This is a genomic window from Actinoplanes sp. CA-030573 (assembly GCF_050951115.1).
Classification (GTDB): domain Bacteria; phylum Actinomycetota; class Actinomycetes; order Mycobacteriales; family Micromonosporaceae; genus Actinoplanes.
Genome location: NZ_CP192038.1, coordinates 3240122 through 3257437, shown reverse-complemented (window position 1 = coordinate 3257437; position 17316 = coordinate 3240122). Strand labels below are relative to the sequence as shown.

The window sequence follows — 17316 nt, the reverse complement described above, 5'->3', positions numbered from 1 at the left end:
GTTGCCCGCCTCGTGGTGTGCGGGTGGTGTCAGTGGGTTCGTCGGGTGGTGCCGTCGGGGTTTCGGACGTATTGGAATGCGAGGTTGCCGTCGCGGTAGACCGAGACCCGGTCGACGAAGATGTTCTTGTTTTTGGCGAAGGCGGTTTCTATCTGTTTGGTGATTTGGGTGTTTGCGGCTTCGCTGATTTTAGCGGCGTCGCCTTCCAGTTGCAGTTCGGCGGCGCCGACCGCACGGCCGGGCACGTAGTCGCCGGAGTCTCTGACCTGTTGATTGACGTCGTAGGTCATCTGCATGATCCACGACTCGTTCAGAGCTTTCGTGCGGGTTTTCACGTCGATCAGTTCGCCGGTGGCGTCCGCGATGAAGTCGGGATTCTTTTTGTTGATCTCCACGCCGAGAGCGTTCGTCACCTTACCGGATTTCGGCTCGTAGATGGTGACATGCCGCTTTTCCTTGATATAGCGTTCCATGGCGTTGAGCTCGCCGAGTGCACCCTGGATGTCTTTAGCTGCTTGTGCTTGGGTCGCGGGCAGGGTGTTACCGGGGTCTTTGATGTAACCGCTTCGTAGGATCGCCTCAACCCGTGACGCGGGATCACAGGACGAGTTGTGCACCAGAACAGGAGTCCGGCCGGCGAGAACGAAGTAGTCATGCAGGTCGGTGACCGACAGGTTGTACACGCTGGTGTAGTGCCGGTCGGTGACGACGCCGCTCACCGTGGCCGTACCGGTCGGGGTGAGCAGTGTCTGACCGACCTGCAAATCCTCGGCGTCGGTCCAGGTACGAGTGTCAGCGGCGTAGAAAGGATGCCTGACGGTCGCAACCACCGCGGCGCCGGCGATCCTCAACCGGGTCAGGTCCTTGACGCCGCTGCCCCGGATCACGCCGGTCACGACCTCCGACTCGAGCCTACCGCTACCCGGGTCGGCGGCCAGCACACGATCACCGTCACGGACCGATTCGATCGCCCTGGTGCTGCCGTCAGCCATCAACACCCGGGTCCCGGCCACGAAACTGTTGGCCAGACAACGCGCGGTCAACGCTTTGAGCTCCACGGTGTCCGTGACGATCTGATCGCCCCACCGCACCCCCGGCGTTTCGTTGATCAATCCCGGCAACAATTCGTTGATCTTCGTGGTGCCCTTGAACGCCCCCTGGGCGAAGGTTTCCACACCTAGATCGGTGGCCAAGCCGACCACGGTGCCGCACAGCCAACGCACCGGGTTGGTCACCGCGCCCTGATAGTCGCCCGGGTTCGCGGCGAACGACTGTGCATCCCTGGCCGCCTGAGCAACCAGCTGACTCGCTGGCACGTACGTCAACTGGGTGGACACCATCCGACCCAGCACATCCGCCGCCTGAGCCTTGACCACATTGACGTAATCGGACACACCCGTTGCGCAGTCACCTATACCCTGCTGCAAGGCAGGCCTGTTCAACGTCCGTTCGGTGACGTTGTGGATTTGCGCGGTCTTGGCGGTGGTGCCGGTGTCGGGGACTGCGGCGGTACTGGAGAGGGTGCGGCCGAGGGTTTCGGCGTTGCTGTGGCGGCTGTAGAGGAACGCTTTGACGATGTCTTTACGGGCGTTCCATTGGGGGCTGCCGTAGCAGGACGGGACGGTTTGGCCGGAGTATTCGATGGTGCCGTCACCGGTGCCGGTAGGTGGCATCGCATTGGTGGTGACGGTGATGTTGCGGGCGAACACGGTGCCGGACGCGCAGGCCAGGGTGCCGGGGTCTTGCAGGATCGCCTGGCCGTCGGCGGTGATCCGGTAGCTGGGTCCGACGTAGGCTTTCGCGGTGTCGTCCCAGTCCCGCCAGGTCCGCACGATCGGGCCGGTGAGGCTGACGATACGGCTGCCGGTGAGGGTGTGGGTGAACCCGGAGACGCTGCCGTCGGCGTTGATCCCGGCCGTGACCGCGGTGACGGTTTTCGCGCTGGTCAGGTTGGACAGTTTGTGGGCGATTTTGAAGTTGTGTTTACCGGCGACCGCAGTGCTGGCCAGATCCGCGGTCCCGGTGGCCAGGGTGGTGTTCCCGGTTTTGAGGGTGACGGTCAACGCCTTGGCGGTGTTGTCGGCGTCCACCGCGTAGCCGTAACAGAACTCGCCATCGCAGCTGGTCAAGGCACCGGTGGCTGGTTTGTCGGCGGGAATGGTCGCGGTCAGCGTGACCGTTTTGCCGGTGCCGCCAGCCAGATTGACCCCGGCGATGGTAGCGGTCAACGTGCGGGTGGTGGCGGCGGCCGGGAACCGAATGGTGAACCCGTCACTACCGGTACTGCCTCCGGTAGCAGCTCGGGTCTGGTTCGCGGTCACTGCCGGCACCGTGCTCTGACCCAGCGTGAACCCGACCGTGACCTTCGAGGCCAGAACATCCGCGTCATGCGCCCAGCCGGTCACCATGTTCGCGGCAACCGAGGTGATCTTCCCGGCGGGCGCGGTGGTGTCGGGGTCGGGGTCGGGGGTGAAGGCGGTTCCGGGGGTGTCGATGCACAGTTGTTCGGTGTTGTGCCGGTATTCGTCGCTGCCGAGGATGCCGTTGAGGACGTCTTCGCGGGTTTGGCCGCTGTCGAGTAGTTGTACCCAGTAGGTGCCGGGGAGTTGGGGGTCGTTGCGGTGTAGGGCGGCTTTGAAGATGTCGGTGGCGAAGGCGGGGTTGTTGCGGTGCCGGTTTTGGTATTCGGTCGAGGTGAAGATGCCGCGGACGGTGGTGGCGGAGGCGTCGCGGCGGGCGCCGCCGTAGTCGACGTCCAGTAGCGGGGAGGTCCAGTTCGCGATTTCGGCGGGGCTGGGTTCGCGGCGCAGCGCCGCCCGGTAGAGGGCGGTGACGAACTGGTCGGTCGATTGCCAGCAGCTGACCCCGGCGACCGGGTCGTAGCCGGTACCGGCCCGGTCCAGACAGACCTGGGTGTTGTGCCCGGTGTATTCGCCGCTGGCCAGGATGTCGGTCAGCGCCTGATCCCGGCCGGCCGCCCGGATCCGTTTCACCCAGTATCCGGAGCCGTCGTCGATGCTGCGGTGCAGCGCGGCCTGGAAAACGTCCTGGGTGAACTGGCCGTCGGTGCGGCCCCGCGCCGCGTATTCGGCGCTGGTGAACAAGCTGCGGTAGAACGATCGGATCGCGTCGCTGCGGGCGGTGCCGTAGCCGGCGGTGTTGATCTGGTCGACGAACCCGGCTGCACCGCCCGGATCAGCTTTACGACCCAGCGCCGCCAGGTAGCCGGTCGCGACGATCTGCTCGGCTGACTGCCAGCAGGGCGGGTCTTGTTCGGGGGTGTAGGCGGGACCGGTTTTCCCGCGGCACAGCCGTCCGGCTTTGCCGGTGAACTCGTCGGAGGCCAGGAAGGCGTTGAGGACGTCTACCCGCTGGTTACCGGCGTGCAGCTGCTGCACCCAATACCAGGAGCCGTCCTGAACGTCGTCGTGCATCAGGCCACGGAACAGCGCCGCGGTGAACTGCCCATCGGTCAGACCGGTGCTGCGGGCCGTGAACTCGGCAGTGGTGAACATGTCCCGCACCAGCGCCTGGGCCGCCCCGAGCCGCTGCGGGCCGGCGGGGACACCGGTCAACCGGCCGGCCCACGCGTCGTAGTCGGCCTGCGTGCCGGCGCGGCCCAAAAGCCCCTGGTAGAGACCCTGAACGAACTGGCCGGCCGACTGCCAGCAATTGTTCTCGATCAACGTCAAATGGTCCTGAGGGTCGATCACCCCCGGCGTCGACTCGTCAGCTTCGCTGAACGACGGGTTCATCGTGATGGTGGAGGTTTTCGGGCCTACCACTTTCCCGGCGGTGTTACACAGCAACTGCGAGTACGTGTAGGTCCGCTCGCCGGTCCTTCTCATCCCGAAACCGACCGTGTTACCTTTCGGTACCGGACAGTTCCCCGCGTTCTCCAGGTTCGTCACCGTGCCATCGGTATGTACCTCGTAATCGACGCCGTCGTTGCGGTCCCACTGCCCGACGATCGGATCGTCCGGATCCACCGAACCCGGCGAGGACCGCCAGATCAGCGTGTAACTGTTCGCCCGCTGATTCCCGAAGTTGTCTTTCCATACCGTGTACAGCGAGTTCGACCCACCACCCGACACATTCAGATCGATGTCCTCGTCATGACATGAAAACTTCCCGCCGTTGACCGACTGAATGAAATAGATACGGCCTTTGAACTGGGCCCCGTTCGGACGGACCGCGTCGATACCCGACTTCTCATTACAGTAACTATTCGTGATGATCTGATCACCGGTCGCGTTCGTCCACCGGCCCCGATACCCCCCCTCCTCCTGCCGCACCAACAAATACGAACCCGTCTGCCGATCAGCCCACAACCCCGCAATCGCCTCAAACCCATCCGCCGCGAACGCCGGCACCCCCGACCGCGGCACCACCAACACCAGACCCACCATCAGCAAAGCCAGCAAACCGGCCAACCAACCCCGCCGACCACCACGACCCGAGACAAAACCCACAACACACCCCAGGAAAAGCGACAGAAAAAGACATGACCCGCCGCGTCGAAACGGCCGGGGACCACACAACACATCGGACATCCCACACCGCAACCCCGGAAAGTCGTAATCTTTCCGACGCCCACACAGCCGGAGATGCGACCGAATAATCACAGGACCAGGAACAAAAATCAAATAGCAAAAAATCATAAACAGGCGCCAGGGCATGACCCATGCCTAGAAGGCCATCTACCGCGCCTTCGACCGGACTGGTTCACCGCTCCTCTGTAAAGTAAGGGACTGTGCCGGGAGCGGTGTTTTCGGCCCGACACGCCGGGCTGAAGACCTGGCGGGATGGGCACCGTGAGTGATGACATCGAACGTTGTGAGTCCACGGAAGAAGACCGGCGATGATGCGCGGCAGCTGTCGCCCGAGCAGGCCGCTGCGGCCGCGATGGTGGCCGAGGCGAAGGCCCGCGGCCTGGAGTTGACCGGCCCGGACGGCCTGCTGAAATTGTTCACCAAGAACGTCCTCGAGACCGCGTTGAACGAGGAGATGACCGAACACCTCGGTCATGAGAAGAATCAGGCCGAGCCGGGTCGCGAGTCGACGAACGTCCGCAACGGCAGCCGGGGGAAGACGGTGATCTCGGACGCGGCCGGTGAAGTGCAGATCGAGGTGCCGCGGGATCGGGAAGGGACGTTCGAGCCGCAGATCGTGAAGAAACGGCAACGCCGCCTGACCGAGGTCGACGAAGTTGTCCTGTCGTTGTATGCGAAAGGAATGACGACCGGGGAGATCTCCGCGCATTTCGCGGAGATCTACGGGGCGTCGGTGTCGAAGGAAACGATTTCCCGGATCACCGACAAAGTCGTCGCTGAGATGACCGAATGGTCGACCAGGCCACTCGACAGCGTCTACGTCGCTGTGTTCATCGACGCTATCGTCGTGAAGGTTCGCGAGGGTCAGGTCGCCAACCGGCCCATCTACGCGGCCATCGGGGTCACCGTGGACGGCCGCAAGGACGCGGACGCCTGCATCTCGACCAGAAACGTGAACTCCCGGCCCTTCCACCACGAGTCCCGGATATAGGGCATCTGCCGCTCGACCCGCGGCTTGTCCTTGGGCTTGCGGGCCCGCGCCGGGTCGACCAGCACGCCGTAGTGCGCAGCGAGCTCGGCATAGACCCGGTTGAGTTTCGGGTCGTAAAGGTCGGGCTTGTCCACCCCGGTCTTCAAGTTGTCCGGGATCAGCCGGGCCGGACTACCGCCGAAGAACGCGAACGCCTCGACGTGACTGACCGTCCACGACGCCTGGTCCATGCTGATCACTGGCCGCACGAACATGTGCCGCGAGTGCGACAAGACCATGACGAACGCCCAGATCCGCTGCGAGCGTCCCGTGCGCGGATCCATCCACGAGCCCAGCAGGCCGTAGTCGATCTGCCCTTCCAGCCCCGGCTCAGGGTCGGCGCGCAACACCGTCACCTTGTCTCGCGCCGCGTCCTCGGCCAGGTTCGCCGTGACATACCGCTTGAACGAGGCCAGCGAGCCGGCAACCCCATGCTCGTCACGCAGCCGCTGGTGGATCGTCGCCTTGGTCGCCCCGGCCCGCAGCATCTCGACGATGTAGTCGTGATGCTTCGCGAACTCCGGCCAGGTCACCTGCCGCAACCGGGTATCGGTCAAATGCAGGAACCACTGGTTGACCAGCGGCGCCCAATCGTCCTGGCTCATCGGCGGCGTCCCGCCCGGCACGAAGCCCGCCGGGATCGCCGGCTCGACATACCGCCGGATTGGCTTGCGGTCCACTCCCAGCGAGCCCGCGACGTCGTACTGAGACCGGCCCGCGTACCAGTACGCCAGGATCTCGGTTATATCGACCACGTGGACGTCCTCCTCGCCATCCGCTCCCCCAAGGGCATACCGGCGGAAACATGATCTACGCGAGAAGAAAGTGATCTTGGCACTACGGCGAAACGCTCGCTATCCCCTTCACGAACACCACGAGCGGCCCGGTGTCCATGACGAGCGCACACCAGCGGAATTACGTGAGCGGAGCACGGCCCCATAGGGGCATTACCTGAGCGCTGACACGAGCGCCGGCACCCAATCCTCGGCGGCGGTGATCGCGGCCTTTCAGGTCGACGAGAGGCCGCCATCGCAGATCCTTCATATTGTCCAGATTAAGAAGGAGGATGCCTGCGATGGCTGCAGAACAATGTCTGAGCGTCGACGGGCTGCTGCGCGAGCATCTGGAATCGGCGAGTCATGATCTGCTGCGGGCGATGGTGAAAGCCTTCGCCGACCCGCTGTTGCCGGCTGAGGCCGACGCGTTGTCGGCGGCGGCTTGAGACTGACCCTCTGGCGGGGCTGGTCAACGGCGGGTGTTGCCGGTTCTGGCGATGACGTGTGGGCACTCGCGGGTGACGGACGCGGTGATGATCCCATCTCGCAAGGGGGGGCGACATCCTGGCCGGGATGTGGGAGATCATCGGCGGGTGGGGTACGTGTCCGCGCACGCTGGTCTGGGATCGGGAATCGGCGATCGGCGGGACCGGGAAGTTGACGGTCGAGGCGACCTCGTTCGCGGGGACGCTGGGCGTGGGCATCCGCCTGGCGCCGCCACGCGATCCGGAGTCCAAGGGCTTGGTCGAGCGGCGCAACGGCTATTTCGAGACGTCGTCCCTGCCGGGCCGCACCTTCACCTCGCCGTTCGAATTCAACATCCAGATCAGTGACTGGCTGACGACCAGGGCGAACGTCCGGCACCTGCGCGCGATCGGCGCTTCCCCGGCCCAGCGGTGGGACGCCGGCCGGGCCGGCATGGTCGGCCTGCCGCCGGTGGCGCCGGCGGTCGGGTTGACCCATCGGGTTCGGCTGGGCCGCGACTACTACGTGCGTGTCGATAGCAACGACTACAGCGTGGACCCCCGCGCGATCGGCCGGTTCGTCGACGTGTTCGCCGACCCGGCTCGGGTCGTGGCCTGCTGCGCCGGTCAGGTCGTCGCTGAGCACGCCCGGTTCTGGGGAACCCGGCAGACGATCACCGATCCCGCCCATCAGGACACCGCCCGGCTGCTGCGCGCCGAGCTGGCGCAACGCCGACGCGAGATCGACCGGACCAGAACCCACGCGGACGGCCATGTTGTGGCCATCCGCGCGCTGCCGGATTACGACGACCTGTTCGGCGTCGACTTCGACCCGCACCCCGTCGAGCAGCCACCCGCACCCACCACCGCTGAAGGGATTTCATGACCACTACACGCAGCAAGATCGAGGCGCAGAACCACACTGTGACCCGGCCTGACGGGTTGACGTCGAAACTGGCCTATCTGGCCCGAGTACTGAAACCCCCACGATCGGCCGGGTCTGGGAAGACCTGGCCGACCAAGCCAGGGGACGCAAACTGGTCTCACGAGGAATACCTCGCCGCCGTCCTCGAACGCCAGGTCGCCGACCGCGAATCGGCCCGCAACATGATGCGGGTCCGGATCGCGCACTTCCCGGCCATCAAAACCCTGGACGACTTCAACCTCGAACACCGCCCAGCCTGCGCAACGACGTGCTCGCCCATTTGGCCACCGCCACGTTCGTCCCCAAAGCCGACAACGTTGTGCTGCTGGGACCGCCCGGCATCGGCAAGACCCACCTCGCGATCGGGCTGGGCATCAAAGCCGCCCAGCCCGGCAACTCCGTGCTGTTCGACACCGCCACGAACTGGATCACCCGGCTCGCCCGAGCCCACCACGCCGGGCAGCTGGAAGCCGAACTGAAAAGGATCCGCCGCTACCGGCTGATCATCATCGATGAGGCGGGATACATCCCGTTCGACACCGACGCGGCGAACCTGTTCTTCCAACTGGTCGCGTCGCGCTACGAACAAGGCTCGATCCTGGTCACCTCGAACCTGCCGTTCGGCCGCTGGGGCGAAGTCTTCGGCGACGAAGTCGTCGCCGCCGCGATGATCGACCGGCTCGTGCACCACGCCGAAGTCCTCACCCTCGCCGGCGACTCGTACCGCACCCGCGCCCGCCGCGAACTACTCGCCAAGAACCGGGACAAATAGACCAAGCCGACCTGACGGGGGGTCAATCCCAATCCGTCCAGGAGGGGACGCTCCTATGACGCGTCAAGAGTTGACGGCAGGCGGGTTTTCGAGCTGTCGGTAAGCTGGCGGGTGACGTAGCGGCCCAAGCAGCGGCGGATTCCCGATCGGTTCTGCCTTCGCCGCGTCGGCGTTCGGCGTAGGCACGGGTCGCGGGGTCGAGGCGTAGCCGCGTTAGGACGACGGTGTAGATGGCTCGGTTCAGCTGCCGGTCGCCGGAACGGTTGAGGCGATAACGGACCGTCTTGCCCGACGAAGCAGGGATCTGCGCAGTGCCCGCGAGCATCGCAAATGCCGCGTCGTTGCGCAACGCCCGGCGTGCGACCAGGCGGCGAGGACGGTAGCCGCGACGATCGGGCCAACCCCGGTCAATGCCAACAGGTCCGGCCGCCATGCCGAGACGATCTTGCGAATTGCCTTCTCGTGTTCGGCGGCCTCCTCCTCGAGCGCATGGACGCGACGAGCAATGGCTTTAAGAGTCGACATCGCGGTGAACACATGCACGTCGCCGGCGTCGTGCGCGGCTCGCAGCCGCAGCGCGTACGTGATCACGGCGCGGGTAGACAGGCCACGGAATCAAGCCCGGACCTGCTCGGGGGCAGTAACCACGAGCGCGTGCAGCTGACTTTGGCCGTCGACGGCGGCATCGACCGCGGCCCGGCGGGCTGTGAGCAGCAGCTGCAGGGCCGCACGCTCGGCACCGGCGCGCGGCTCGGACGGCGTCGATCGGATCCGACTTGGCCCCTGCCTTGCGCGCGCGACGTTTCGGACGGTCGAGCTCGACAACAAGCTCGTCGCGCTGAGCGAGATGAAGGGCCAGGCCGGCACCGTAGCCTCCCGATCCCTCCATGACCCATGCCCGCAACGTCCCGTGCCGCTCGGCGATCTCGACCAGCGCCCGATAGCCAGCCGGGTCAGCCGTCACCGTCTTCTCGGCCAGGACGGCACCCGTGGCCGCGGACACGACGGCAGCGGTGTGGGTGTTTGTGCGTGTCAACGCCGATGACGACATCGACCTGCTCTGCCAGCATGGGCAACTGCATTCTCCTCTGATCCGGACGGACGTGGTTTCGGTCCGGTGGGAGATTCGGCAGGACTGTGACGCGACACGCCAGCCGACTGACGGTCAACCTCCTGATCAAACCAGTTACCCCCGGCCGGGCCGGCATCAAGGACAGCGAGCGGAAAAGTCCCCACTAAAGGCACCAGGCCAGTCAGCTTTTGAAGTAACGCCCGCCGTCTTGCTACCAGCCCATCACGGCCGATCTAAACCGGCCCCAGCAGTCTCACAGTCAGTTCTAATCCGCCGTTGACACGCGTTGTGCGGCGCAGGCTGCGGCCAGCGCAGCCCTCGGCGGTCGGACTCACGCAAAGGCTACCGGCCTCGGGAATGGGACACCCGGCCTACACCGTCGAGCTGGCGATTCCGACACTGCGGACCGGTAGCTACTTTCCGGAATGGTTGTCGACCCACCGCCACCACGCCGAATAAGCCCTGGTATTGGTAACGGCGACCAGCTACCTGCTCGGCGTCTCCATGCGGCGAGTCGAGAAGCTGGGGGTCTGTAAAACGAACGGTGTGACTCCTGATCAAGGAGTAGCACCTGATGACGGACCCAGCGATCACCGTGGATACTGCCGCGGTGCTGAAGAAGATCAAGCCAGCCGACGAGGGTGTGGACGCCGAGCTGGTCGGCCGGCTGGTCGAGCAGGCCCGCGCAGCGGGCCTGCAACTGACCGGTGAGGGCGGGCTGCTGCAGCAGCTGACCAAGCGCGTGGTGGAAGCCGCCCTGGACGGCGAGCTCGCCGATCACCTCGGCTATGACAAGGGCGACCCGGCCGGCAACAACGGCCAGAACTCCCGTAACGGCAGCCGCGGCAAGACGGTGCTGACCGAGGTCGGCCCGATCGACATCAAGGTCCCGCGTGATCGGGACGGCAGCTTCGAGCCGCAGATCGTCAAGAAACGCCAGCGCCGGCTGTCCGGGGTCGAGGACATGGTCATCTCGCTGTCGGCGAAGGGCCTGACCATCGGCGAAATTCAAGCTCACCTGGCCGAGGTCTACGGCGCGCAGGTGTCCCGGCAGACCATCTCCACGATTACCGACAAGGTTCTCGAGGCGATGGCCGAGTGGCAGAACCGGCCGCTGGACCCGGTCTATCCGGTGATCTTCCTGGACGCGATCCACGTGAAGATCCGCGACGGCAAGGTCGCCAACCGGCCCATCTACGTGGCCTTGGCCGTCACGGTCGAGGGCACTCGCGACATCCTCGGGTTGTGGGCCGGTGACGGCGGTGAGGGCGCCAAGTTCTGGCTGCAGGTGCTCACCGAGCTCAAGAACCGCGGTGTCGCCGACGCCTGCATGGTGGTCTGCGACGGGCTGAAAGGGCTGCCGGACGCGATCGGGCAGACCTGGCCCCTCGCCGTGGTGCAGACGTGCGTGATCCACCTGCTACGCAACTCGTTCCGTTACGCCGGCCGGCAGCACTACGACGCGCTCGCCAAAGCCCTGCGACCGGTCTACACTGCAGCAACCGAAGCCGCCGCCAAGGCCAGGTTCGGCGAGTTCACCGAGGCCTGGGGCGACCGCTACCCGGCGATCGTCCGGCTCTGGGAGAACGCCTGGGCCGAGTTCGTGCCGTTCGTCGCCTTCGATGTCGAGATCCGCCAGATCGTGTGTTCCACGAACGCGATCGAGAGCGTGAACGCCCGCATCCGCCGCGCCGTGCGGGCCCGCGGGCACTTCCCGAACGAACAAGCAGCACTCAAATGCGTCTATCTGGCGATTATGAGTGTGGACCCGAGCGGCACCGGACGGCGCCGGTGGGCGATCCGCTGGAAACCCGCCCTGAACGCCTTTGAGATGACCTTCGAAGGCCGCCTCAACCCGACCAACAACTAACCGGCGTTACACCGTTCGTTTGACAGGCCCGAAGCTGGTCGAGCAACTCGGCAACAGGCAGTAGTTCAAGAACCAGGTATCGGAGATGGCCCGCCATCTTGACGCCTAAGGGTAAGCGTCCCGCAACCGGCCCCTGGACGCCAGCCCCTGCACTTTCGTTTGGCGTGCACGCGTAGGTGTGCGGACAGGTTGTCCAGGACGACATAGATGGGTGCCCCGTCCGGGCGTACTCGGCGAATGGACTTCAGCGCGGCCAGAGTGTTCGCCGCACTCTTGCGCGGCCGGATGACGCCCCAGGAGCTGGTCGTCACCGACGTTGTAGCAGCCGTGGAACTGCCGGACGTCGTGCAGCTTTTGGTAGCTCACCGGCAGCGGGTGCGGGGCGGCCTGGAGGCGTCCAACAGGAACGGCCCGAGGGCGGATGGCCAGGGGTTCGACCTCGTCGAACGCGCACACCTGCCGCGGAAAGTTGCTGTTGATGTAGTCATTGCGGGGCACCTTGGCGTCCCGGTCTGGATCAGCGGACTCCTTCCAAGTCCTGGACCGCTGAAAGCTGATGCCGTGTTCGATCAGCAGCAGACGTAGCCGTTCCCGGCCCGATTAGGAACGGGCGGCCTGCGTGCTCAGACCCGGAAAGCACACGCTCCACAGCCGTAACCTCGGGCGGGAGTGGCTGGAGAGCGGTGTCTGACATGCCAAATTTTGGTATGCCAGTTCGCGTGGCTCCAGTTCACGCTCCCTGCTTTGGCAGAACCCGCGACGCCAGTCGCAGTTCGGCAAATCCCAGCAGAAGGGTATCGCCTACGACCCAAATAGGGCGACCAAGACCACCGTGGTGTCCGAAGGGGGCCCGGCTGCAACCTTGGCGTCGAGCCGGGTGTCAGTCGAGCGTGATTACCGGCAGTTGCGGCGCGCCGTCAGCCGCTGGCCGTTGCGAGCTGGTTAATCGAAGATCGGCCAGTTCGGGGCAGCGTTCCGCAACCGACCGTCGACGCCGGTCTTAGTTCGACATACGGACGATAGAGGTACGTCAACGCGGCCGCGCGATCAACTTTCATGGCTTGGTCGCTCTTACCGTCAACGCTCACAATGCAAGGTTACGGCGCATGCGGTGCCGCCGCCGCATGCTCAAGGATACGCGACCCGCCTGTTGCCAGGTCTGCGCGCCAAACCGGAAGACGTTGAAGTGCTAAAGGAGTGAGTTGGCCTGCCGATGAACCCGCTATCGAGTCGACCGGTACGAGGAGGGCCATGTGGCGGTCGTCATTCTAGATGCGGTGGGGTTAGTGGTGGCGGCAGACTGTAGCGCTGAGCGCTTGGTGGCCGTGGATGGGCAAGCGATTCGGCCTGGTGTGGCCTTCGTCGAGCTGGAGTCCGATGCGCGTTCATGGCTGGTCGCCCGGCGGGAGATCGCAGACGCCAAGGATGGGCAGCGCATTACGTTCGCTCACCTGGCTCCGCTTAACGTCCCGGAGCGGATCAACGCGCGAGACAACAGTAGCTCAAGTAGAGCTAACGACGGCGACTATCTGTTTGCGGTGTTGGAGTGCCTCGACACGGGAGTTATGGCTCTCGATGGAGAGCTATCACCTATCGTTGTGAACGCTGCTCTACGCAACCTGCACGGCTATCCGGCTGAGGCATGTGACGGTCATTGGCCCGGCAAGCCATTGGTCTACCACACTGACGGCTCCGAACTCGCTGATGAAGAACGCTTGATAGCGATGGTTTTGCGCGACGGCCAGGTCCGCGGGCTCAGGTAGGCGGTGCGCAACGAGCGAACGGGCGAGCTGCGACAAGTATCCGTCAACGCCACGGTGGTAAAGGCCAGTGACGGCTCGTTCAACGGAGTTGTACTAGCCGTCCAGGACGTTCACAACGCAGTCGAGGCGGAGCGAGAGCTCGCCCGCCAAGCGCGACTCGATCCACTCACCCAGATTCTCAACCGTCGAGGCCTCTCTGACGCAGTTGATCGGTGGTCTGATACCCGCGGGATTCCTCCGCAAGCTGTGCTGGTGTGCGACATCAACCATTTTAAGACTCTGAATGACACCTACGGTCATGCCGCTGGGGATTCGGCGCTTCGCATACTGGCGCGGGTCCTGTCCGAATGCGCTACGGAGCATAGAATCGCGGCACGCTTGGGCGGCGACGAGTTTGTCGTGGTGGGGTGGGACCATCTCGAGGGCCTGGAATCGGAAATCCACCACGCGTTGAGCAGTGAATTCTCCGCACTTCCTATATCAGAAGTCTCTGTCAGTTGCGGTTTGACGCTCAACAAATCCGGCGTGGCGCTGGAGCAGCTTATGAATCAGGCCGACCAGTTGATGTACGAACGGAGGGCGAACAAGAGGGGCCTTCGCGTGGCGTAGAGGACCGGGATGTCGAGTGGGTAGCAGAGCGACGCAGTGAAGCGGGGTACACCGCGGCCTTAACGTCAGGTGCGATTTCGGCGCGGCCAGTCGGGTGTGGTCGTCGATCGTCGCGTGGCTGTCTTCATAGCCAATTCGCCGTCCGGCCGGCGAAGACGGCGCCGTGGTCGCCATACAGCCCAGCGGCGAAACCGCTGATCGGCGGGAACGGGCTGTTAATGGCTTCGTTGATCCAGATCTCCGGCCGTGCGCCGCCGCGGTTGCGGACGAGCCGGATGAAGCAGTAGGCAAGCCGCGAGAGGGTGTCGAGGTCCGGGCATTGCGCTGTGGCCCGGACCAAGGAGGTGCGGCAATCGTCTGTGAGCCGGGAGTCCGGCCGCATGATTCAACCAGTGAGCTGCCGGGCGGACGGAACCGGTAGCGGCCTGGGAACGTTGTGGTCGCTGCGGACCTGGATCATTGTTGCAGTGTGCGCAGGGTTTCATGGTAGCCCTTCGCGCGGACGTATAACATGGCCGTTCGTGGGTGCTGGCGGCGTTGTGCTCGCGCAGGTGGGTCATGAACGGCTCGAGGGGGCTGCCCCGCGGGGGCGGATTCGCGACGATGAGCTCGTCGGCGGTTCGAGCGTGGTTGCATCTGCGGACCGTGTTGCGGGACGGGTTGAAGCTGCCGGGCGATGGCTTTGCGACTGGATCCTTGGCGGTCAGCCTGCGCACGGCGGCGTGGCGCTCGGGGGTATTGTCCGCCCGGCGTTCCAGAGGCGGCGCCGTCGCAGGGATGGGATCATAGTCGGGGTGGTCCCGGCCGGGTGCGGCTCGGCCTGGGTGTGCGGGCAGAGGCGGTGCTGGGCGACGACTGTGTGCACGGCCTCGCTGAGGTTGTGTAGCAGGTGCCAACGGTCGGCGATCTGTCTTCGTGTCCGGGCCCCGCGGGCGGTGCCGTCGGCGTAGGCGACGGCCCGGTCCCGGCAGACCACCTCGACGCCGGGATGCTATTCGAGCCACGCGGCGAGGGTATCGGCATCGCGGTCGGGTAGCATGTCTACCGGCCGGTGGGTGTGCATGTCCACCAGGATTGTGGCGTACCGGTGGCGCTGCGCTGGGCGCAGTCGTCGACGCCGAGCACCGACGGTGTGACCAGCGACGGCTTCTCGGGCAGGCGGCGGATGACCCGCAGCAGCGTTATCCGGCTCACCGGCACCGCCAGCCGACCGGCCAGCCTCGATCCCGGTCGTCCGCCCGGCACCACCACTACCGCCTTACCAGGTCCGCGGCCAGGACGGTCCGGGGGCCGTGCCGGTTCGTCACCGGCGAGATCTCCTCCACGAACGTACGACCAGCGCAATCCGGCCCCGCGCCGAAGAATCGCCGCACATTCAGGTCCAGGCGCACCTCCAGGCCGCCGATGCCAGCAATGGTCAGCCGGCGCACGAAGCGGCTGTGCACCCGGCCCGACACATATCCGCAGCCCGGACACGTCGCCTGCTCCGATCTGGTCACAGCTCCAACCCGCAGACGGATCCCAACCAAACCCACCCGCTGCAGCCGCAGCGAAGCCAGATGCGGCAGCAGCGCCGCAGCTCTACAAAGGACACCATAACGGATCGAGCTTAGTTGATCAGGGAAGCTGTGCCAGAGCCCGAATCTTCGCGATGTCGGCTCGATGCGACGCGTCTTCGTGGTGGCGGGTTGCGGTGTTTCGAGTTAAGCCAGGGTTCCATAGCATGTGCGCAGCGCGGGCCGCCTCGAACGACGACCCTCGGCTATTCGCCAGCAAGGCACGGCGGACACCGATCCGCCCTCGCATCTCGACAAGATCTGTGGTGCGATGCTATCCTCGCGACGCCATCAGCATCAATTATCGCGCTCTATAAGGTCGTAGGTACTCAATGGTCGAGCACGCTGCGTCGGACTCAAATGTCAAGCGCGATGCCTACGCGCGAGTGCTCGCCGCATATGTAGCGGTGACGGCACAGCAACCCACCGACTTAAGGGTGGTCGCCGACAGTCTCGATGAATTATACGAGAGGCTACGCCAAAATTCGGCTTCGGCCCTTCAGGCAGCAGAAGTGGCTCCTGGAAGGAATGCCGCCAAGACTGGGCTGGAAGGCACTGTAAGGCGCGCCAACGAGGCGTTTACTGTTCACCTTCACACCTTCACGTTGGCGCGCGAGAGCCTCCAGCGGGTTTATGGTGCGATCCAGGGAGCTCACGAGGATCTCAGATCTATTGAATCATGGTTTTATGACCAGCCAGCACACTACTCAGCGGACGTCGACAGGGCGGGAAGAGTCGCTGTTAGGAGCGCTGGCAAGCGACTCAGGCGAATGAAGGCGGAGATCGCCCGAGAGACCGCGTTCTCCGATGATGCAGCGGGAGCCGAAAAGAGTCTCATAATAGCGGCGGGCGGTCCACTAGAGCGTCCTGCTGAACTTCCCCCTGGACCATGGCCCGAACAGGTGCAGTTCACAAAGGAATCGTGGGGAACCAACCGGTCCGAGACCTTTTACCTCTTCGAGGAAGAATCCAAGTATATCCTAGAATACATGAAGCAAGAGGGTTATACCTGTTATACCACTGAGCCAATATTGAATGGACATCCGGCAATTCACTTGGGTAGGCGTATTGCCGGCTGGAAGTACACGGCTAGCATTCACTGCACGAGGGACTAGAGCCGATGAGCGACACTGAGTGCGATGCCATAGTAGTTGCCGTTGAAGAACAACGCGCGACAGCCATAAGGGGAATCGGACACTGGCAGGATAACCGGGAACACATCGGTAGACTTTTAAACTTGCAACTTGCAGAAGACGCTGTTCCCTTTGGAGGATACTTCGTCAGGGAATTCAATTCCTGGCTGCGAGCGGAGCATCGTGGCCTCCTGGTGCTGGCATCGCAAACGCTGAACACTCTGGCAGCCGTGCAGGAGGCCACGGACAGCTACTGCGAAAGGGACGCCGAGTACGCCTCACATTTTCGTGCCGCTGTTGCCGCCGTGAGTGCCCCACCGCACTATCGGTAACGGTTCGTACCGGTGCTGCAACCCGACCGTGTCGATCGCTGGCACTGGCCGCGGTAGGAGTCACACCCATCCGGCGCTGGCGGGGGCTGATGCGCAAGTGCTTGGCTATTCTAATCCACGGCTAGCAGGTTGAAACTCAGCAAGCTGGCCAGACCAACCCGATCATCGGCTGCTAGTGCGGGTCGCTGGACTTCGACCCGCACATGCATCTTGGTGCCGTCGTGCGTCGCTCAGTCGACCGTCGCTGCGACTTCGAGCATGCAGCATTGAGCCGCCGAAGTGAATACCATGCTCCGGCCCGCGACTCGCCATCTTGTCAGCACAGCTTAGTACTTCTAGCGAGAGAGCCGCTCGGTAAGCAAATTCTAGTTTCCCGCGCAGAAAGTGGATCGAGTCCGACGCGACCGCGCTCGGGCCGGTGCCTCCAACAAGTCGTATGGGCATCAACAAGCGTGGGCCCG

General features: G+C 64.3%; 14 protein-coding genes and 4 pseudogenes. 10 read left to right on the top strand and 8 right to left on the bottom strand.

What is annotated here, in order from left to right; genetic code table 11:
* Window positions 1–29 precede the first annotated feature (29 nt).
* On the bottom strand, window positions 30–4424 hold the full coding sequence (locus tag ACQP2F_RS15150; RefSeq protein WP_433304474.1) for a DUF4214 domain-containing protein: 4395 nt from the start codon (window positions 4422–4424) through the stop codon (window positions 30–32).
* Window positions 4425–4821: 397 nt separating this feature from the next.
* Between ACQP2F_RS15150 and ACQP2F_RS15145 the strand changes: the two are divergent.
* Window positions 4822–5478 (top strand): annotated as a pseudogene (locus ACQP2F_RS15145) (IS256 family transposase); the annotation flags it as partial.
* On the opposite strand, the gene istA reads toward ACQP2F_RS15145, so the two are convergent.
* Window positions 5439–6263, bottom strand: a complete 825-nt coding sequence (gene istA / locus ACQP2F_RS15140; protein ID WP_433307499.1) for an IS21 family transposase — start codon at window positions 6261–6263, stop codon at window positions 5439–5441. The pseudogene ACQP2F_RS15145 and the gene istA sit on opposite strands and share 40 nt — an antisense overlap.
* A gap of 395 nt (window positions 6264–6658) precedes the next feature.
* Here istA and ACQP2F_RS15135 point away from each other — a divergent pair.
* The 3 genes and pseudogenes from ACQP2F_RS15135 to istB form a co-directional block, all read left to right on the top strand.
* Window positions 6659–6799 (top strand): annotated as a pseudogene (locus tag ACQP2F_RS15135) (IS256 family transposase); the annotation flags it as partial.
* A 21-nt stretch (window positions 6800–6820) separates the two neighbouring features.
* Window positions 6821–7709: pseudogene (locus ACQP2F_RS15130) on the top strand (Mu transposase domain-containing protein); the annotation flags it as partial.
* Between the two features lie 307 nt (window positions 7710–8016).
* Window positions 8017–8520: an IS21-like element helper ATPase IstB gene (gene istB / locus ACQP2F_RS15125; protein WP_433304472.1), complete on the top strand. Its 504-nt coding sequence runs from the start codon at window positions 8017–8019 to the stop codon at window positions 8518–8520.
* A gap of 22 nt (window positions 8521–8542) precedes the next feature.
* Here the strand turns inward: istB and ACQP2F_RS15120 are convergent, their stop codons facing one another.
* Genes ACQP2F_RS15120 through ACQP2F_RS15110 form a run of 3 tightly spaced genes read right to left on the bottom strand, consistent with a single transcriptional unit; the run spans window position 8543 to window position 9571 of the window.
* The gene (locus tag ACQP2F_RS15120) at window positions 8543–8845 is read right to left on the bottom strand and encodes a transposase (protein ID WP_433307497.1); all 303 of its coding nucleotides are present in this window, start codon (window positions 8843–8845) and stop codon (window positions 8543–8545) included.
* Window positions 8761–9111, bottom strand: coding sequence for a hypothetical protein (locus ACQP2F_RS15115; protein ID WP_433307973.1), 351 nt, complete (start codon window positions 9109–9111; stop codon window positions 8761–8763). The genes ACQP2F_RS15120 and ACQP2F_RS15115 overlap by 85 nt, the downstream gene beginning before the upstream one ends.
* Window positions 9032–9571: an IS110 family transposase gene (locus tag ACQP2F_RS15110; RefSeq protein ID WP_433304470.1), complete on the bottom strand. Its 540-nt coding sequence runs from the start codon at window positions 9569–9571 to the stop codon at window positions 9032–9034. The genes ACQP2F_RS15115 and ACQP2F_RS15110 overlap by 80 nt, the downstream gene beginning before the upstream one ends.
* Window positions 9572–9875: 304 nt before the next feature.
* On the opposite strand from ACQP2F_RS15110, the pseudogene ACQP2F_RS15105 reads away from it, so the two are divergent.
* From ACQP2F_RS15105 to ACQP2F_RS15085, 5 genes and pseudogenes are all read left to right on the top strand, one after another.
* Window positions 9876–10117 (top strand): annotated as a pseudogene (locus tag ACQP2F_RS15105) (transposase); the annotation flags it as partial.
* 49 nt (window positions 10118–10166) lie between these two features.
* On the top strand, window positions 10167–11462 hold the full coding sequence (locus tag ACQP2F_RS15100) for an IS256 family transposase (protein WP_433304468.1): 1296 nt from the start codon (window positions 10167–10169) through the stop codon (window positions 11460–11462).
* 237 nt (window positions 11463–11699) lie between these two features.
* Window positions 11700–12047, top strand: a complete 348-nt coding sequence (locus ACQP2F_RS15095; protein WP_433304466.1) for a hypothetical protein — start codon at window positions 11700–11702, stop codon at window positions 12045–12047.
* A 668-nt stretch (window positions 12048–12715) separates the two neighbouring features.
* Window positions 12716–13225, top strand: a complete 510-nt coding sequence (locus tag ACQP2F_RS15090) for a hypothetical protein (RefSeq protein WP_433304464.1) — start codon at window positions 12716–12718, stop codon at window positions 13223–13225.
* A 3-nt stretch (window positions 13226–13228) separates the two neighbouring features.
* Window positions 13229–13834, top strand: coding sequence for a GGDEF domain-containing protein (locus ACQP2F_RS15085; RefSeq protein WP_433304462.1), 606 nt, complete (start codon window positions 13229–13231; stop codon window positions 13832–13834).
* 124 nt (window positions 13835–13958) lie between these two features.
* On the opposite strand, the gene ACQP2F_RS15080 is transcribed toward ACQP2F_RS15085, so the two are convergent.
* From ACQP2F_RS15080 to ACQP2F_RS15070, 3 genes are all read right to left on the bottom strand, one after another.
* Window positions 13959–14216 (bottom strand): hypothetical protein, encoded by a 258-nt coding sequence (locus ACQP2F_RS15080; RefSeq protein WP_433304460.1) that lies wholly within the window; start codon window positions 14214–14216, stop codon window positions 13959–13961.
* Window positions 14217–14875: 659 nt separating this feature from the next.
* A complete protein-coding gene (locus ACQP2F_RS15075) occupies window positions 14876–15028 on the bottom strand; it encodes a hypothetical protein (RefSeq protein WP_433304459.1) in 153 nt (50 codons plus the stop codon).
* A 56-nt stretch (window positions 15029–15084) separates the two neighbouring features.
* Window positions 15085–15333 (bottom strand): transposase family protein, encoded by a 249-nt coding sequence (locus ACQP2F_RS15070; protein WP_433304457.1) that lies wholly within the window; start codon window positions 15331–15333, stop codon window positions 15085–15087.
* 389 nt (window positions 15334–15722) lie between these two features.
* Here ACQP2F_RS15070 and ACQP2F_RS15065 point away from each other — a divergent pair, with 389 nt between their 5' ends.
* Entirely contained in the window at window positions 15723–16505 is a 783-nt protein-coding gene (locus ACQP2F_RS15065; protein ID WP_433304455.1) for a hypothetical protein, read from the top strand.
* Window positions 16506–17316 lie beyond the last annotated feature (811 nt).